We start from the raw sequence: 15,889 nt of genomic DNA on the forward strand, positions 1-15,889 counted from the left end.
GCGGATAGCGTAAACTCTGGATCGATCGGCCGAAATTTCAATACACTGCATATAGGCAGGCCTATACAAAAACACAAGCCTCGGAATGCATTGTCATTTTTTAACGCCGGTCGTTGCTTGGGCTGTCGTTCCGGCAAGACTGACCCCGTTCATCGCGGCGACGGCGTCGGACAGCATGGGCACGAAATCGCCGGCCTTGCCGGCGCCGGCGGCGAACGCGAAGGAGTTGCGCACCGCAGCGCCCAGCGGATTGGCGGTGCCGGACGCATTCGCGTAGCCGGAGAGGTAGGTCAGGTCCTTGAGCGCATTGGCGATGGTGAAGCGATGCGCGTTTGGGTCTCGCTCCAGCACCCAGGTGAAGAACGTCTGGTAGAAGCCGCAATCCATGCGGCCGTTGCGGATGACGCTGTCGAACACCTGGGGCGTCAGCCCGGCCTTGGCCCCGAGAGCCAACGCTTCCGAATAGAGCGCGGCGTAGCCCAGCGACACGAAATTGTTGAGCAGCTTCATCGTATGGCCGCTGCCGACCGGGCCGGTGCGCAGGATGCGCCCCGCGAACTTTTCGAGCACCGGCCTGACCCGTTCGAAGACGGCGTCGTCGCCACCCGCCATGACGTCCAGCGTTCCGGCTTCCGCGTCTTTCGGCGTGCGCGACAGCGGCGCGTCGACCAGGGCGATACCGTGGGATGCGAGCGCGACGGCGAGCTTTACCGTCGAGGATGGGTCGGAGGTCGAACAGTCGACGACGATGAGCTCTTTGCCCGCCGATGCAAGGCCGCCGGGACCGGTCAGGATCGCCTCCACCTGCGGACTTCCCGTGACGCAGAGGACGACGATGTCGCTGGCTGCGGCGAGCTCGTGGAGGGTTTGCACTTCCTTGGCGCCGCGGCTCTTCAGGTCCTCGATGGATTCACGGCGGTGGTGGGCGACGATGGTAAGCGGGTGGCCCTTTTCGACGATGTTCTTGGCCATGCCGTGGCCCATCAACCCGACACCCACAAAGCCTATGCGATCCAAAGCCATGCTGTCCTCCTCGATGACAGCGCGGAGATTATGCGTTTTCAGGCAGCGCGTCACCGCCAATGCGCCATTGCCGCTCGGTCCAAGTTCCGCCGAGCACGGAACTGTGCTGATATGCGGCCGTTTGAAGGTGCGGCTACGGGTTGCGATGGAGGCAACGATGAAAGCAGTCCTGATTGCACTGGCCCTTCTTCTCGTGCCTTTCGAGGCGCAGGCCATCTCGCGTTACAATTCTACTTCGATGAGCTGCGGCCAGATCAAGGCAACCGTCAGGGCGGAAGGGGCGGTCATCCTGCGCTGGCGCGGTAGGAGCGGCGTGCAGCGTTACGGACGCTTCGTGGCGCACGATGGCTTCTGCGAGTCGGGTACGCGGGCCGAGACGTCCTACGTGCCGGCCCGCGACCGCAAGTCCTGCAGCGTCTACGAATGCAAGTACTGGGATCCCGACGACGACATCATCTTCCGCTTTGGCCGGCGGGACTGAGCTGCCGGGTCAGGCCGCCAGGCTAAAAGGCGAACGACTGCTGCGGGGCGGGCGGCGGCCCGACCCGCACGCCTTCGAGCGCCAGCATTCTTTCCTTGGTGGTCGAGCCGCCGGGGGCGGAGAAGCCGCCGATCTTGCCTCCCGCCGCCAGGATGCGGTGACAGGGAATGACCAGCGGCACCGGATTGGAGCCTAGCGCCTGGCCGGTCTCGCGCGGCAGGCCGGCATGGCCGGCCCGTTTGGCAAGCTCGCCATAGGTGGTGGTCTCGCCGAAGCCGAGCTTGCGCGCCGCCGCGTAGATGGCGAGGCGGAAATCGTCCACCCCGTCGAGATCGACCGGCACCGCGGAAAAGTCGATCTCCTCGCCTTCCGCATAGGCTCTGATGTCGCGGATCAGCGACCCTACCCAGGCGGGCGTTTCGCCTTTCGCGGCTCCGCCTGCTGGAGCCAGCCTTTCGAGCCTGCGTTCGACCGCCGTCGGTTCGCGCTGGAACAGGCAAAGCCGCGTCAGCCCCTTTTCGCTCCATGCGATGCCGACAAAGCCGAGCGCGGTATCGAAAACCAGATGATCCGCGATCGTGTTGTCCGTTGCGTCTGAAGCTTGCATGTTTCGCTCCTTCAGTACAAATCAGGAACAATATGCCACTTGCGCTGCCGCTCTGCCACCCGAAACCTGCATCGTCCCCGGATTGCCGGACCCAACCGGGTCGTGTAAGGACGTTTTCGGGCGGGACCAAACAGACGAAGCAGAGCGCGGCTTTTGCCAGCATCGAAGAACGGCCTCCTGATCGGACTGGTGCTCGGCGCCGGGTTGCTTGCCGGGTGCTCGACCACCAGGCTTGACCAGGCCGCCGTGCCGCAGGGAATATCGCCGCTGTCCGAACCCGAGGCGTTCATGGCCGACGGCGAAGCTTCGGGAGCCAGCGAAGCCGGCGTGGTGCTGCCCGAAGAGGTGGCAGTGCTGCCGAGTTCCTATGCCGGGCCGACGCCGACCGAGGAGGCCTATGTGCTGGCCTCGCTGCCCTCCACCGACACCCCGGCGCGCGATGTCTTCCCCGAGCCGCCCGAGGCCAGGACGCCCGACGAGCCGGCCAAGGACATCGTCTGGGCCGCGCCCGACACGCCGCGCGGCGAGGTCGACCGGCTGATCGCCAAATATGCGGCCCATTACGAGGTCCCGGAAAGCCTGGTGCGCCGCGTCGTCAAGCGCGAGAGCAATTTCAATCCGAAGGCGCGCAACGGTCCGTATTGGGGGCTGATGCAGATCCTGCCGCAGACCGCGAAGGGCATGGGCTACAAGGGCACCGCGCAGGGCCTGCTCGACGCCGAAACCAACCTGAAATATGCGGTCAAATATCTCCGCGGTGCCTACCTGACCGCCGACGGCAACCACGACCAGGCGGTGCGCTTCTACGCGCGGGGCTATTATTACGACGCCAAGCGCCGCGGCCTGCTCGATGAAACCGGGCTCGGCAAGGACCGCAAGCGCAGGCGCCAGAGCGTCTAGGGCAGGGTACCAGGGCCGGCTTCCCCGGTCAGATATCCGGTGCGTTTCCGATACGCTTCTTGAGTTCGATCGCCCAGGCGCGACCCTCGTCGCCGCCCCACAGCAGCCAGGCCACGTAGCCCGCCGACGGGTTCTCGTCATTGCCGAAATTCCGGGCGCGCTTGTCGACCTCGTGGCGGGCGAAGAACGACACCATGCGCTTGATCGTGCTGGGCGACAGGCTGACGCGGTTCTTCAGGTCACGCGCCCGCGCCCAGCCGATCTCGGTGCCGCCGCGCTTGAACCTGTCGCGCAACGCGAGCCCCTTGGCCGCGTTGTTCGCCACTGCCTCGGGACAGCGGAAGTCGATCTCGTCGTTCATGACGCGGCCATCGTTGCGGGGCCCGGTCAGGCCTTCGCGCTAGCAGCAGCGCGTTTCGCCGGCTTTGCGGCCTTGGGGAGCGGAGGCGCCGCCTCGGCCTCCATCTTCAGGCGCAATGCACGCAGCCGCGCGGTCTTTGCCTCTCGCTGCTTGACTTCGGTCTCCATGATCGAACGGGCGACGATGTTCGTCGTGTTGGCCTTGGAATCCTGCCTGGAAACGGTGGGGGAAAAAACGCCTGGTGCTGCGATAGTCTTGGCCATTCGGCTCTCCTTCTAAAGAAAAAGGCCGGGCAAGCTGCCCGACCTCCCATCGGCATCACGGTCCCGCGCCAGTACATCCGTGGTCGCGCGACCGTGATACGAATTCATGCGGCCTCAAGGTTCTCCATGTCAGCGTGGATGAAACCAAAGCCCTTTGTCGAGTTGAAGAACTTCAAGATTCCAGTATTCACGAAGGCTTCCTTCCAATCGATCAAATATTGTTGCGCGAACGCCTGCGTGCGGCCCGGCGCATTTTCGATCGATTTTGAGAGAAGAATTTCGTCATGGGCGCAGTGTTTTTGCGCGGCAACAAAGTTCGACAAGCAAGACCGATGGGATATACATAGGACGATCTGCCTACTTTATCAAGTCGGCCCGCCGGCTCAGGCGCCGATCGGCACCTTGAGTTGCTGTCCGACGAGGATCTGGTTGGGGTCGCTGATGACCAGCGGGTTGGCGCGCACGATGCGCGTGAACAGGCTGGTCTGGCCGTAATGCTCGCGCGCGATCTTCGACAGCGTGTCGCCGGCCTTCACGACATGCAGGCGAAAGCCGATATAGCCGGATACGATGCGCGGCCCGTAGACCACCGGCACGATGACCTTGTTGATCTCCGAGCCGTCCTGGGCGCTCTCCTCGAACACCTCGACGAACAGGCGGTCGAGCTGGAAGGCGGCGTTGCCGATCGCGGCGGCGACCTGGAACTGGCCGTGTTCGCCGGTGCCGCCGCCGACGTTGAAGAAGCCGGTCCGCTCGTCATGGCCGTCATGCACGCGCCAGTTCAGCGTCGCCTCGAAACCCTGGCCGATGCCGGCAATGAGGACGGGGTCGCCGACGAGGTCGAACGGTTTTGGCTGCTGGATTTCGTTGCTCATGGCTCTGGGCTCCCTCACGTGTAGGCCCCCGCCTGACGCAACGTAAGGCAGAATGCCCAAGATCGCCGAAAATGTCGATAAGACGGCTCCGGCCGGCCCGATATGCCGCCACTGTCCCAAAGCCATGGCGCGACCCGGCATTGCCTTGCGCGCTACATATTTGCCGCGCAGAAGAGGCGGCGGCTGGCAGAGCGCAGGACGTGAACGATGGCTGACGAGATGGCGGTTGACCGGCCGGTTGGAGCCGGCCTGGGCGCGAACAAGGCGGGCGGGGAGGCGCAAAGCGGCCCGCGAAAACCCAGGGAGCCCGGCTGCATCGCCTTCGGCGAGGCGAGTTTCTACCAGCAGCTGACGATGATGCGGCGCGCCTTCATGGGCTCGCCGCTGCGGCGCCTGCTGCTCCTGGTGACCCTCGGCATCTTCGCGCTGATCGTGGCGACCGCCTTCGGCCAGGTGCTGCTCAACCGCTGGAACCGGCCCTTCTACGACGCCATCGAGCGCAAGAACGTGCCCGACTTCCTCGACCAGCTCGTCATCTTCGCCTACATCGCCGGCGGGCTCCTGCTGCTCAACATCGCGCAGGGCTGGCTGAACCGCTACCTGCACATCAAGCTGCGCGAGGGGCTGGTGCGCGACCTGCTTGACCAGTGGCTGAAGCCCGGCCGGGCGCTGAGGCTCAAGCAGTCCGGCGAAATCGGCGTCAACCCCGACCAGCGCCTGCACGAGGACGCCTGGCATCTCGCCGACCTCTCGGCCGACCTCGGCATAGGCTTCGTCCAGGCGAGCGTACTGTTGGCGAGCTTCATCGGGGTGCTGTGGGCGATCTCGGAAGGTTTTGTCTTCCACTATGACGGCCGCAGCTTCTCCATTCCCGGCTATATGGTGTGGGCGGCCCTTGCCTATGCCGGCGTCGCGTCGGGCATATCGTGGCTGCTCGGGAGGCCGCTGATCCGGCTGAACGCCGACCGCTATGCGCGCGAGGCCGACATGCGCGCAGCCCTCGTGCGCGCCTCGGACGGCATCGGCGACATCACCGCGCAAAAAAGCGAGGCCGACGAGAAGGGCAGGCTGCTCACCGACCTCCAGGCGGTGATCCTCGCCGCCAGGAGGATCATGAGCGCGGCGGTGCGCCTGCAATGGTTCACGGCGGGTTATGGCTGGGTGACGGTGGTGGCGCCGATCGTGATTGCCTCGCCGGTCTATTTCGCCGGCGACCTCACCTTCGGCGGGCTGATGATGGCGGCGGCCGCCTTCACCCAGGTGCATTCCTCGCTGCGCTGGTTCGTCGACAACATCGGCGCCATCGCCGACTGGCGCGCCACGCTGATGCGCGTGGCGTCGTTCCGGCTGGCGCTGATCCGGATCGGGGAGGGGTGAGCACTGGCGCCCACCTCCCCCTCGAGGGGAGGTCGGCCAGCCCCAGGCTGGCCGGGTGGGGTCGGTCATGCAGTGCGCGACGCCCAAAAGAACGTCGAGCGCTGCCTCCGGCTACCCCACCCCGACCAACCGCCTGCGGCGGTTGCCCACCCTCCCCTCAAGGGGGAGGGATATCTGCCCTTCGCCGCCCTCTCACCCGCCTGAAAGCAGCAGCGCTTCGACGTCGGGGCGCGGGGTCCGGCGTCCGCCCAGGAACTCCGCCAGCGGTCCCTCGTGCTCGCCGCCGGCGGGCAGCGGCTTGCGGGGCTTGCCGGCAAACTGGCCGAGCGATCTCTCGGCGAAGAACACTGCCTGCAGGTCGTCGCGGTCGGCGCGCAGCATGAAGCAGATCATGCCCATCGCCAGCGCCTGCGAGCGCACCTTGTAGGCAAGGCCGGTGTGCCGTGAGAAGGGCTCGCCGAGCAGCATCGCGGCGAGGCTCTCGGCCTGCTCGACGAGGCGCTCATTCTCCCTGTATTAATATAGCGAGTCCGTCTAAACCGAACTCTGATCCCTTCAGATGTATGTCATACGCATCAGCGGACTCTCCTAGCGCGCCTGCAAGGGTCGCAAATATAGAGTATATTTCAAATTGGTCACTTAGACTTGTTTTACCTAAGCTAGATGAGTTTGCGAAAGCCTTTACCTGAGCGCGAATGACCGGATTCATATTAATCTCCCCCAATTAGAGGACTTTGACGTGTTTCACGCTTCTTGGCAACCAGGTCCTGGTTACATTCAAAATACCACGAGGTTGCTGCAGCGCGAAATTTCCATCTCAAACGCGGTGATAGCATCGGCGACCGCGGCCATGCTTAAGATCATGGTGTAGTAAGGCACAATCTGTATTCCCGCTCCCCACGCCCCTCCCATTGCCACCATCCCCTCCGCCCTCCTATCCTATCTCCACCCACCCCGAAGGAGGCAGAGATGAACGTGAAGGAACTGCTGGCGGCGGCGAATGCCGTGGTGCCGAAGATTTCGCCCGACGAGGCGAGGAAGCTTATGGCCGGGAAGAACGCGCTTGTGGTCGACGTGCGCGACGCGCCGGAGGTGCAGGCGAGCGGCAAGGTGAAGGGCGCGGTGAACGTCTCGCGCGGCATGCTCGATTTCCGCGCCGATCCTGAATCGCCCTATCACGACAAGGCGTTCTCGAAAGAACGCCCGGTGATCGTCTATTGCGCCTCGGGCGGCCGCGCAGCGCTTTCGGGCAAGCTGCTCAAGGATTTCGGCTATGGCGAGGTCTACAATCTCGGCGGCTTCAAGGACTGGGCCGAAAGCGGCGGCGAGGTTGAGAAGTAAGGGCGGGTTTTCTCCCCCGCTTGCGGGGAGAAAGCGATTTCAGCATCTTGGCGGAGTTCGGCCGCAGGCCGATCTTGCGACGCCAAGTGCTGGAAATCGCAAGAGAGGGGTTTTGTCGGCGTGGCTCCCCCTCTCTCGTATTTTCTACGACTTAGCCTCGCGAAGAGTTCGGCTAAGACCGTGAAAATCCATTCTCCCCCGCAAGGGGGGAGATAGAAGCGCCGCGCGCTGCCTCAGGCGACGAAACCAATCGACCCGCCTTGCCATCCCGCCAATCCGGGCGCAGGCTGTGCCCGGAGATGCAGCCGGCCCGGTGCGGCAAAACCGGACCGGCATCCAGCCAGGGCGTTTTCCGTCTTTCTCCGAATCGCGGAACCGCTCTATCTATTTGTTTACGCAATTCCTAACGCAAAACCGCTGCGCACTTTTGCTGGAATTGCTCCAGGGATCGAAAGGGGAGGTTTTGACATGGCCACGCAAACCACCACACGCGGCAACCCTTTGCTCGCCGCCGGCGCCTTGATGGCGCTCGGCGCCGTGGCGGCCGGCTGCCAGGCCAACTCCGGGCCGCTGATGTATGCGCAGGAAGCGCATGCCCAGCGGGTCGAGGCATGGTGCTACAACGCCATCATCGGCCGCACGACCGAGTCCCTGCTGCGGCAGTGCGTACAGCATGCCTGGATCAACGTGCCTCCCGGCGAGTGCGACATAAACCCCTGCGCCGACACCTTCGATACGCCCTATGACACCCGGCGGTGGCCGATCAACAAGTGAGGTTGTAGGCGTGGGCTCCCCTTGCGGGGGGAGATAGAGATCGCGCACTGCCTCCGGCTACCCCACCCGGCGCGCTGCGCGCGCCGAATTGCCGGGGACCCGATTGCTCCGCAATCTCCCCGGCCTTCTCGGCCGACGATCGAGCCACTGGCTCGATCGGAAGATCGGTCTCGAAGCCCCTCAAGGGGGAGGTGAGGTGCTGCTCAGAAATACTCCTGCAGCGGGCGGACTTCGAGGCTGCCGGCCTTGAGCGCGGCGATGGCCTCGGCGACGGCGGCCATGCCCGACAGCGTGGTGTAGTAGGGCACCTTCTGCATCAGGGTGGCGCGGCGCAGCGATTTCGAGTCGGAGACGGCCTTCTGTCCATCAGTCGTGTTGAAGACGATCTGCACCTGGCGGTTGCGGATGGCGTCCTCGATATGCGGGCGGCCCTCCAGCACCTTGTTGACCTTGTGGGCCTCGACGCCGTTTTCGGCGAGGAAGCGCGCGGTGCCGCCGGTGGCGAGCACCTTGAAGCCGAGCCGCGACAGCCGCTTGACCGCCGGCAGGATGCCCGGCTTGTCCTCGTCGCGCACGGAGACGAAGAGCGTGCCCGAGCGCGGCAGGTCGACATTGGCGCCGAGCTGGCTCTTGGCGAAGGCGAGCGCGAAATCCTTGTCGAGGCCCATGACCTCGCCCGTCGACTTCATTTCCGGCCCGAGCAGGATGTCGACGCCGGGGAAGCGCGCGAAGGGGAAGACGGCTTCCTTGACCGCGACATGGCCGGGGTTCTTCGGGTCGGGTTTTGCGCCGTAGTGGGCGAAGGCGTCGTCCAGGCTTTCGCCGGCCATGATGCGCGCCGCGATCTTGGCGATCGGGCTGCCGATCGTCTTGGCGACGAAGGGCACGGTGCGCGACGCGCGCGGGTTGACCTCGAGCACGTAGATGACGCCGTCCTTGATGGCGTACTGCACGTTCATCAGGCCGCCGACATTGAGCGCACGGGCCATGGCGGCCGTCTGGCGCTCCAGCTCCTCCACGACCTCGGCCGACAGCGAGCGCACCGGCAGCGAGCAGGCCGAGTCGCCCGAATGGATGCCGGCCTCCTCGATGTGCTCCATGATGCCGGAGACGAAGGTGTCCTTGCCCCCATGGGCCGCATCGCAGAGGCAGTCGACGTCGACCTCGATGGCGCCCGAGAGATAGGTGTCGAACAGCAGCGGGTTTTTTCCCAAGAGCGTGTTGATCTGGCCGGTCTTGTCGTTGGGGTATTTCTGCTTGATGTCCTCCGGCACCAGGCCGGGCACGGTGTCGAGCAGGTAGCTTTGCAGCATGCCCTCGTCGTGGATGATCTGCATGGCGCGTCCGCCGAGCACGTAGGACGGGCGCACGACCAGCGGGAAGCCGAGCTCGGAGGCGACGGTGCGCGCTTGCTCGACCGACCAGGCGATGCCGTTCTTCGGCTGGGTGAGGCTGAGCTTGTGCAGGAGCTTCTGGAAGCGGTCGCGGTCCTCGGCGAGGTCGATCATGTCGGGCGAGGTGCCGAGGATCGGGATGCCGGCCTTTTCCAGCGCGTCGGCGAGTTTCAGCGGGGTCTGGCCGCCGAACTGCACGATGACGCCGAGAAGCTCGCCGTCCTGTTGCTCGGCGCGCAGGATCTCCAGCACGTCCTCGGCCGTCAGCGGCTCGAAATAGAGGCGGTCGGAGGTGTCGTAGTCGGTCGACACGGTCTCGGGGTTGCAGTTGACCATGATGGCTTCGTAGCCGGCGTCGCGCAGCGCGAAGGCGGCATGGCAGCAGCAATAGTCGAACTCGATGCCCTGGCCGATGCGGTTGGGCCCGCCGCCGAGGATGACGACTTTCTTGCGCGCCGAGACCTGGGCCTCGGAGCGCAGGCCGCCGGCGAAGGGCACCTCGTAGGAGGAGTACATGTAGGCGGTCGGCGAGGCGAATTCGGCCGCGCAGGTGTCGATGCGCTTGTAGACCGGATGCACGTCGAGCCGGTCGCGGTGGGCGGCGACGAAATCGGCGTCCTTGCCCGAGAGCGAGCCGAGGCGGGCGTCGGAGAAGCCCGTGGACTTCAGCATGCGCAGGTTCTCGGCGTCGGCCGGCAGGCCGTGCTCGCGCACGCGCGCTTCCATGGCGATGATGCCTGATATCTGCTCGAGGAACCACGGGTCGATGCGGCACATGGAGTGCACGTCCTCGAGCGAGGTGCCCATGCGGATTGCCTGCGCGACCATGCGCAGCCGGTCGGGGGTGGGGGTGCCGAGCGCGGCGCGGATGGCGTTCTTGCCCTCGGGGCCGTCGGCGCCGGGGATCTCGATCTCGTCGAGGCCGGTGAGGCCGGTTTCCAGGCCGCGCAGCGCCTTCTGCAGCGATTCCTGGAACGTGCGGCCGATCGCCATCACCTCGCCGACCGACTTCATGGCGGTGGTGAGCACCGGCGACGCGCCGGGGAACTTCTCGAACGCGAAGCGCGGGATCTTGGTGACCACATAGTCGATGGTTGGCTCGAAGGAGGCGGGCGTGGCGCCGCCGGTGATGTCGTTCTCCAGCTCGTCCAGCGTGTAGCCGACCGCGAGTTTTGCCGCGACCTTGGCGATCGGGAAGCCGGTGGCCTTGGAGGCCAGCGCCGAGGAGCGCGAGACGCGCGGGTTCATCTCGATGACGACGAGGCGGCCGTCTTCGGGGTTGACGGCGAACTGCACGTTGGAGCCGCCGGTCTCGACCCCGATCTCTCTGAGCACCGCGATCGAGGCGTTGCGCATCATCTGGTATTCCTTGTCGGTGAGCGTCAACGCCGGGGCGACCGTGATCGAGTCGCCGGTGTGCACGCCCATCGGGTCGAGGTTCTCAATTGAGCAGATGATGATGCAGTTGTCCGCCTTGTCGCGGACGACTTCCATCTCGTACTCCTTCCAGCCGAGCACGCTCTCCTCGATCAGCACCTCGGTGGTGGGCGAGGCGTCGAGGCCGTAGGATACGATGTCGAAGAATTCCTGCCGGTTGTAGGCGATGCCGCCGCCGGTGCCGCCCATGGTGAAGGAGGGGCGGATGATGGCGGGCAGACCGACATGGTCGAGCGCCTGGGCGGCGACCGCCATGGCGTGGCCGATATAGCGCTGCTTGCGGTCGCCTTCGCCGAGGTTCCACTGCGTCTCCAGCGCGTCGAGCGCGGCGTCGAGATTGTCGGGGGCGGCGGCCTTAAGCGCCTCGCGCTCGGCCTCGTGGCGCTTGCGGTCCTCGTCCTTGGGGGCGGTCGCGTTGGCGAGCATCGACTTCGGCGTCTCCAGCCCGATCTTCGCCATCGCCTCGCGGAACAGCGCGCGGTCCTCGGCCTTGTCGATGGCGTGCGCGTCGGCGCCGATCATCTCGACATTGTAGCGGTCGAGCACGCCCATGCGGCGCAGCGAAAGCGCGGTGTTGAGCGCCGTCTGGCCGCCCATGGTCGGCAACAGCGCATCGGGCCGCTCCTTGGCGATGATCTTCGCCACCACTTCCGGGGTGATCGGCTCGATATAGGTGGCGTCGGCGAGTTCCGGGTCGGTCATGATGGTGGCCGGGTTGGAGTTCACCAGGATGACGCGGAACCCTTCCTCCTTCAGCGCCTTGCAGGCCTGGGTGCCGGAGTAGTCGAACTCGCAGGCCTGGCCGATCACGATCGGGCCGGCCCCGATGATCAGGATCGACTTGATGTCGGTGCGTCTTGGCATGGGAATCCGTCTTTTTCGGGCTTGCGCGAAACCCCGACACGGGTTCTCTCATTTGCGCGCTGACGCGTCGCGGCGAGAGGCCCGGCCGGCTGGCAAGGGAGGAATCTGTAAGGCTAGGCGGGCCTTATAGGGTAGGATTTCCCGCTATGTAACCCCGAAAATGCGGGCAATGAACAGGGACGGCGCGACCGTTTGAACCATCGCACCCCGGATCGGCGATTCCGTCAGGAGGCGATGGGCTCATCCAGGTCGAGTTTTGCGATCTCGTCGAGCGCGCTGCGCAGCCTTTCAGCCTTCTCCGCGCCGATGCGATCCTCCAGGCGCTGCTGGGCGACTTTCCAGAGCTTCATCGCCTCGGCGAGCTTCTTCTCGCCGCCTTTCGTCAGCCTGACGCGGCGGATGCGGCGGTCCTGGCTGTCGGCGACGGTCTCGACATAGCCGTCGCGGATCAGCGGCTTCAGCGTGTGGCCGAGCGCGGAGAGATCCATGATCATGGCGGACGCGATCTCGCCCATGGTCGGCGCGCCGGTGGCGCTGATCTGGTAGAGCAGGCCCTGCTGGGTGGCCTTCAGGCCCGACGGCCCGACGATGTCGTCGTAGAACTGGCCGAGCTTGCGCGCCGCGCGCCTGACCGTCGCGTAGTTGCAGGCCGACGTGGCTGAGAATGCATCCTTGGGCATGGCAATCTCCGGGTAAGCCCTGGGGAACGGCCGCCGCCACGGCGGGCAGGCGTATCGGTCGCCTGAAAAATAACGATTCCCCGCCGCGTTGACAAGAAGGTGGCATATGCCTATAAATTAATAGTGGCATATGCCAGTAATTAACCAGGGCGACGTCGAACCCGCCGGCCCGAACCGAAAGGAAGAATTCGATGAGCAAGATCGAGAACAAGTCCGGGAACAGGGGCACGGCAGTCGTGACAGGCGCGTCCTCCGGCATAGGCGCTGTCTATGCGGAGCGCCTGGCGGGGCGGGGCTACGACCTGCTGCTGGTGGCGCGGCGGGCCGACAGGCTGGAAGTGCTGGCCAAGACGATCAGGCAGAAGCACGGGCAGGCGATCGCGATCTTCGCCGCCGACCTCGCCGACGACGGCGATCTCCGCAAGGTGGAAGAACGCATCGCCGGCAACGACAAGATCACGCTTCTCGTCAACAATGCCGGCATAGCCGGGTCGAAGGTGGTGGCCGAGGCTGACGCCGAAGACATCGCCCGGCAGATCAAGCTCAACGTGATCGCGCTGTCGAGGCTGACCCGCGCCGTGCTGCCGGGGCTGATCGCCAAGGGCAGGGGCGCGGTGGTCAACGTCGCCTCGATCGTAGCCTACAACACGGTCCTCGGCGGCATATACAGCGGCACCAAGGCCTATGTGGTGAACTTCACCGAGGCGCTTGAGAGCGAGCTTGAGGGCACCGGCGTCAGCGCGCAGGTCGTGCTCCCCGGGCCGGTCAGGACCGATTTCTGGGACGTGGCGGGCGCCGACATCTCGACCCTGCCGCCCGAAATCGTCATGACGGCCGAGGATCTGGTCGACGCGGCCCTTGCCGGCCTTGCGCAGGGCGAACGCTTTACTGCGCCTGGCCTCGCCGACCTCGCCGAGGTGGATAAATTCCGCCAGGCGCGCGGCGCCTTTTACGGCAAGCTCGTCGCCGGCAAGCCGGCGGCGCGGTACGCGGCCTGAGAGGGTGGGCGCTGCGGCAAGCGCAGCGCCCACCCGGCGAATTCAGTTCGCGATGGCCTTCATGAACAGCTTGCCGAGCGTCAGCTGGTGGTCGAAGCGGCCTTCGCGGAGGAAGTTCACCGTCTGGGCGATGACCAGCGGGTTGTTCATCATGAAGGTGTGGGTCGTCGGCAGCACGATGTGGTCGGTCATGCCGTCGAGCCTGGTGCTTTCGACCGACACCTTGCCGTCGTTCGGCCCGTCGAACACCGAGGACAGGATCGGGTTGAAGGAGCGGTCGCCGGCGATGATGCCGAGTTCGAAGTCGGCGGCGCCGAGCCGGTTGGGTACGCTGTCCGGCCCGGTGCCGAGCTCGGCGCCGGCGGGACCGTTGATGAAGGCGAAGATGGCGAGGTCGCCGAAGGTGTCGACCACCTCCGAGCCGCGATTGGGCGGCGCCAGCATGACGACGCGGCCGAGGTTTTCCGGACGCTCCTGCTTCAGCCATGCGCGCAGCAGGATGCCGCCCATGGAGTGGGTGACGAAGTCGATGCGGTCGGCCTTGCCGCACTTCGCCACCGACGTGTCGACATAGGCGATCAAAGCTTCGATGGGTTCGTCCACGGAAGGATAGGTTTCGCTGACGACGGTGAAGTCGAAGCTTTTCAGCGTCTCTTCCATCAGGAGGAAGGACGTCTCCGTGCGGGCCAGCCCGTGCAGCAGGACGACGCAGTCCTTCGCAAGGGCCGCCGTCGAGAGCAACGAGAACAGGAGCGCGGCCGCAAATCGCATGCGGAAAGCTAGTCCGGATCGGGGGCCGGCCACAAGAGAACGCGGCGGCCGGAAAGAGTCAGGAAACCGGATCGGGTACGGTCTGCCCGAGCGGGCGCAGGTTCGCCGAGGCAAGGATCGAATCGAGCAGGCCCGGAAAGCGCCGGTCGAGATCGTCGCGGCGAAGCGTGATCAGCCTGGAGGTGCCGACCGCCTCGGTGCGCGTCACGCCCGCCTCGCGCAGCTTGGCGAGATGATAGCTGAGATTGGTCTTCGATCCGAGGTCGAGGAACTGGCCGCAGGACAGCGGCTTGCCCTCGTTGCGGGCGAGATAGGCGACGATGCCGAGCCGGGTCGAATCGCCGAGCACGCCAAGGATGGCGGCGAGGTCGAGCTGGTCGGTTGAGGGTTGGGGCAGCAGGGCCATTCCCGTTTCTCCCGGTGGAGCAAGTCTCCTCGTGAACCCGCGGCTCCCGACAAAAGGTGTCAGGAGCGCAACGTTGTTTCCTTGACATATTTGCGGCACGGGTTCAATTGTTCAATGAATTTTGAACAAAGGACAGTGCGATGGACAGACGCCTCATATGGTTGGCAGTCGGCGCTTTCGCCACCAGCACGGTCGCCTTCGTCTTCGCCGGCCTGCTGCCGCTGATCTCCGCCTCCGCAAAAATCTCGATCGCCGAGGCCGGCCGTCTGATGACGGTCTTTTCGCTTTCCTATGCGATCGGTACGCCGATCCTCTCGACGCTGTTCGGCGCGGTCGATCGCCGCCGGGTGATCGCGTTGGCGCTTCTGTGCTTCATCGCCGGCAACGCGCTTGCCGCGGCAAGCGGCTCCTATCTCGGCCTGCTCGGCGCGCAGATCGTCATGGGCACGGCGGCCGGGCTCTTCGCCTCGACCGCCCAGGCAGCCGCGATCGCGCTGTCTTCGCCCGACCACCGCGCCCGCGCCGTCTCCGCCGTGCTCGGCGGCACCACGCTCGCCGTCGCCATCGGTGCGCCGCTCGGAGCGCTGATCGGCAACCTCGCCGGCTGGCGTTCCACCTATCTCTTCATCGCCGCGCTCGCCTTCTTCTGCCTCGCCGTGCTGTGGCTGCGCCTGCCGCATGGGATATCAGGGGTGAAGCTGTCGCTGAAGGAGCGGGTGATGGTGATTGGCCGGCCGGGCGTGCTGCCCTCGCTTGTCGTCACCTTCCTCTATCTCACCGGCGGCTTCGCGGTGATCTGCTATTTCGGCCCGCTGGCCACGCAGGGCGCCGGCATGCCGGTGGCCATGGTGCCGGCCATGCTGCTGGTGTTCGGGCTCGGCGCCATCATCGGCAATTATTCGAGCGGCCAGCTCGCCGACCGGCTGGGCGCGACGCGGCTCGTCGCGCTGTCGCTCACCGGCTTCATCGCCGTCTGCCTGCTGCTGACGGCGGTGCTGGAATTCGCGCCAAGCCATCTGGCCGGGCCGCTGCTGATCGCCCTGATGCTGCCCTGGGGCATCATCGGCTGGATGTTCCCGCCGGCGCAGGCGAGCCGGCTGGTCGCCGTGGCGCCCGAGCTTGCCAGCCTCACCATGCCGCTCAACGTGTCGGCCATGTATTTCGGCATCGCGCTCGGCAGTTTCGTCGGCGGCCAGGCGCTGGAACTGGCGCCGCCCGCCGAACTCGGGCTGATCGCGGCGGTGTTCTCGCTGGCGGCGCTCGGCGTGCTGGCTGCGAGCACGAGGCAAGCGCGCCGGCGCGGCTTCCAGCCGGGATAGGCGCGGCCGCGGGCGGGC

General features: G+C 65.6%; 17 protein-coding genes and 1 pseudogene. 7 read left to right on the forward strand and 11 right to left on the reverse strand.

Features of this window, described 5'->3' with window-relative positions; translation table 11 throughout:
• Positions 1 to 93 precede the first annotated feature (93 nt).
• Positions 94 to 1,239 (reverse strand): NAD(P)-dependent oxidoreductase, encoded by a 1,146-nt coding sequence (locus D8676_RS13530; protein WP_121581411.1) that lies wholly within the window; start codon positions 1,237 to 1,239, stop codon positions 94 to 96.
• Between D8676_RS13530 and D8676_RS13535 the strand changes: the two genes are divergently transcribed.
• Positions 1,181 to 1,504 (forward strand): hypothetical protein, encoded by a 324-nt coding sequence (locus D8676_RS13535; RefSeq protein ID WP_121581628.1) that lies wholly within the window; start codon positions 1,181 to 1,183, stop codon positions 1,502 to 1,504. The genes D8676_RS13530 and D8676_RS13535 overlap by 59 nt on opposite strands.
• 22 nt (positions 1,505 to 1,526) lie before the next feature.
• On the opposite strand, the gene D8676_RS13540 is transcribed toward D8676_RS13535, so the two are convergent.
• On the reverse strand, positions 1,527 to 2,111 hold the full coding sequence (locus tag D8676_RS13540) for a methylated-DNA--[protein]-cysteine S-methyltransferase (RefSeq protein WP_121581412.1): 585 nt from the start codon (positions 2,109 to 2,111) through the stop codon (positions 1,527 to 1,529).
• A gap of 153 nt (positions 2,112 to 2,264) precedes the next feature.
• Here D8676_RS13540 and D8676_RS13545 point away from each other — a divergent pair, with 153 nt between their 5' ends.
• Positions 2,265 to 3,011 (forward strand): lytic transglycosylase domain-containing protein, encoded by a 747-nt coding sequence (locus D8676_RS13545; protein ID WP_121581413.1) that lies wholly within the window; start codon positions 2,265 to 2,267, stop codon positions 3,009 to 3,011.
• 28 nt (positions 3,012 to 3,039) lie between these two features.
• On the opposite strand, the gene D8676_RS13550 is transcribed toward D8676_RS13545, so the two are convergent.
• From D8676_RS13550 to D8676_RS13565, 4 genes are all read right to left on the reverse strand, one after another.
• On the reverse strand, positions 3,040 to 3,372 hold the full coding sequence (locus D8676_RS13550) for a hypothetical protein (RefSeq protein WP_121581414.1): 333 nt from the start codon (positions 3,370 to 3,372) through the stop codon (positions 3,040 to 3,042).
• Positions 3,373 to 3,398: 26 nt separating this feature from the next.
• On the reverse strand, positions 3,399 to 3,635 hold the full coding sequence (locus tag D8676_RS13555) for a hypothetical protein (RefSeq protein WP_121581415.1): 237 nt from the start codon (positions 3,633 to 3,635) through the stop codon (positions 3,399 to 3,401).
• A gap of 104 nt (positions 3,636 to 3,739) precedes the next feature.
• Positions 3,740 to 3,958: a hypothetical protein gene (locus D8676_RS13560; protein ID WP_121581416.1), complete on the reverse strand. Its 219-nt coding sequence runs from the start codon at positions 3,956 to 3,958 to the stop codon at positions 3,740 to 3,742.
• A 60-nt stretch (positions 3,959 to 4,018) separates the two neighbouring features.
• Positions 4,019 to 4,510, reverse strand: coding sequence for a Gmad2 immunoglobulin-like domain-containing protein (locus tag D8676_RS13565; RefSeq protein WP_121581417.1), 492 nt, complete (start codon positions 4,508 to 4,510; stop codon positions 4,019 to 4,021).
• A gap of 315 nt (positions 4,511 to 4,825) precedes the next feature.
• On the opposite strand from D8676_RS13565, the pseudogene D8676_RS13570 reads away from it, so the two are divergent.
• Positions 4,826 to 5,875: pseudogene (locus D8676_RS13570) on the forward strand (SbmA/BacA-like family transporter); the annotation flags it as partial.
• 204 nt (positions 5,876 to 6,079) lie between these two features.
• Here the strand turns inward: D8676_RS13570 and D8676_RS13575 are convergent.
• A complete protein-coding gene (locus D8676_RS13575; RefSeq protein WP_121581418.1) occupies positions 6,080 to 6,355 on the reverse strand; it encodes a hypothetical protein in 276 nt (91 codons plus the stop codon).
• A 501-nt stretch (positions 6,356 to 6,856) separates the two neighbouring features.
• Between D8676_RS13575 and D8676_RS13580 the strand changes: the two genes are divergently transcribed.
• Positions 6,857 to 7,228, forward strand: a complete 372-nt coding sequence (locus tag D8676_RS13580) for a rhodanese-like domain-containing protein (RefSeq protein WP_121581419.1) — start codon at positions 6,857 to 6,859, stop codon at positions 7,226 to 7,228.
• A 468-nt stretch (positions 7,229 to 7,696) separates the two neighbouring features.
• On the forward strand, positions 7,697 to 8,002 hold the full coding sequence (locus D8676_RS13585) for a hypothetical protein (protein ID WP_121581420.1): 306 nt from the start codon (positions 7,697 to 7,699) through the stop codon (positions 8,000 to 8,002).
• Positions 8,003 to 8,205: 203 nt separating this feature from the next.
• Here D8676_RS13585 and carB read toward each other — a convergent pair whose 3' ends face one another.
• Positions 8,206 to 11,697: a carbamoyl-phosphate synthase large subunit gene (gene carB, locus D8676_RS13590; protein WP_121581421.1), complete on the reverse strand. Its 3,492-nt coding sequence runs from the start codon at positions 11,695 to 11,697 to the stop codon at positions 8,206 to 8,208.
• A 224-nt stretch (positions 11,698 to 11,921) separates the two neighbouring features.
• The gene (locus tag D8676_RS13595) at positions 11,922 to 12,377 is read right to left on the reverse strand and encodes a MarR family winged helix-turn-helix transcriptional regulator (protein ID WP_121581422.1); all 456 of its coding nucleotides are present in this window, start codon (positions 12,375 to 12,377) and stop codon (positions 11,922 to 11,924) included.
• A gap of 191 nt (positions 12,378 to 12,568) precedes the next feature.
• Here D8676_RS13595 and D8676_RS13600 point away from each other — a divergent pair, with 191 nt between their 5' ends.
• Positions 12,569 to 13,375 carry an SDR family oxidoreductase gene (locus D8676_RS13600; RefSeq protein WP_121581423.1) on the forward strand — a complete coding sequence of 269 codons (807 nt, stop codon included), beginning with the start codon at positions 12,569 to 12,571 and terminating at the stop codon, positions 13,373 to 13,375.
• A gap of 42 nt (positions 13,376 to 13,417) precedes the next feature.
• On the opposite strand, the gene D8676_RS13605 is transcribed toward D8676_RS13600, so the two are convergent.
• Complete coding sequence (locus D8676_RS13605; protein ID WP_121581424.1) at positions 13,418 to 14,146, reverse strand: alpha/beta hydrolase; 729 nt, start codon at positions 14,144 to 14,146, stop codon at positions 13,418 to 13,420.
• A gap of 58 nt (positions 14,147 to 14,204) precedes the next feature.
• Positions 14,205 to 14,552, reverse strand: a complete 348-nt coding sequence (locus D8676_RS13610; protein WP_121581425.1) for a helix-turn-helix transcriptional regulator — start codon at positions 14,550 to 14,552, stop codon at positions 14,205 to 14,207.
• A 140-nt stretch (positions 14,553 to 14,692) separates the two neighbouring features.
• On the opposite strand from D8676_RS13610, the gene D8676_RS13615 reads away from it, so the two are divergent.
• Positions 14,693 to 15,871 carry an MFS transporter gene (locus D8676_RS13615; protein ID WP_121581426.1) on the forward strand — a complete coding sequence of 393 codons (1,179 nt, stop codon included), beginning with the start codon at positions 14,693 to 14,695 and terminating at the stop codon, positions 15,869 to 15,871.
• Positions 15,872 to 15,889: the final 18 nt, after the last annotated feature.

It is taken from the genome of Mesorhizobium sp. YM1C-6-2 (genome assembly GCF_003666685.1).
Classification (GTDB): Bacteria; Pseudomonadota; Alphaproteobacteria; order Rhizobiales; family Rhizobiaceae; genus Mesorhizobium_K.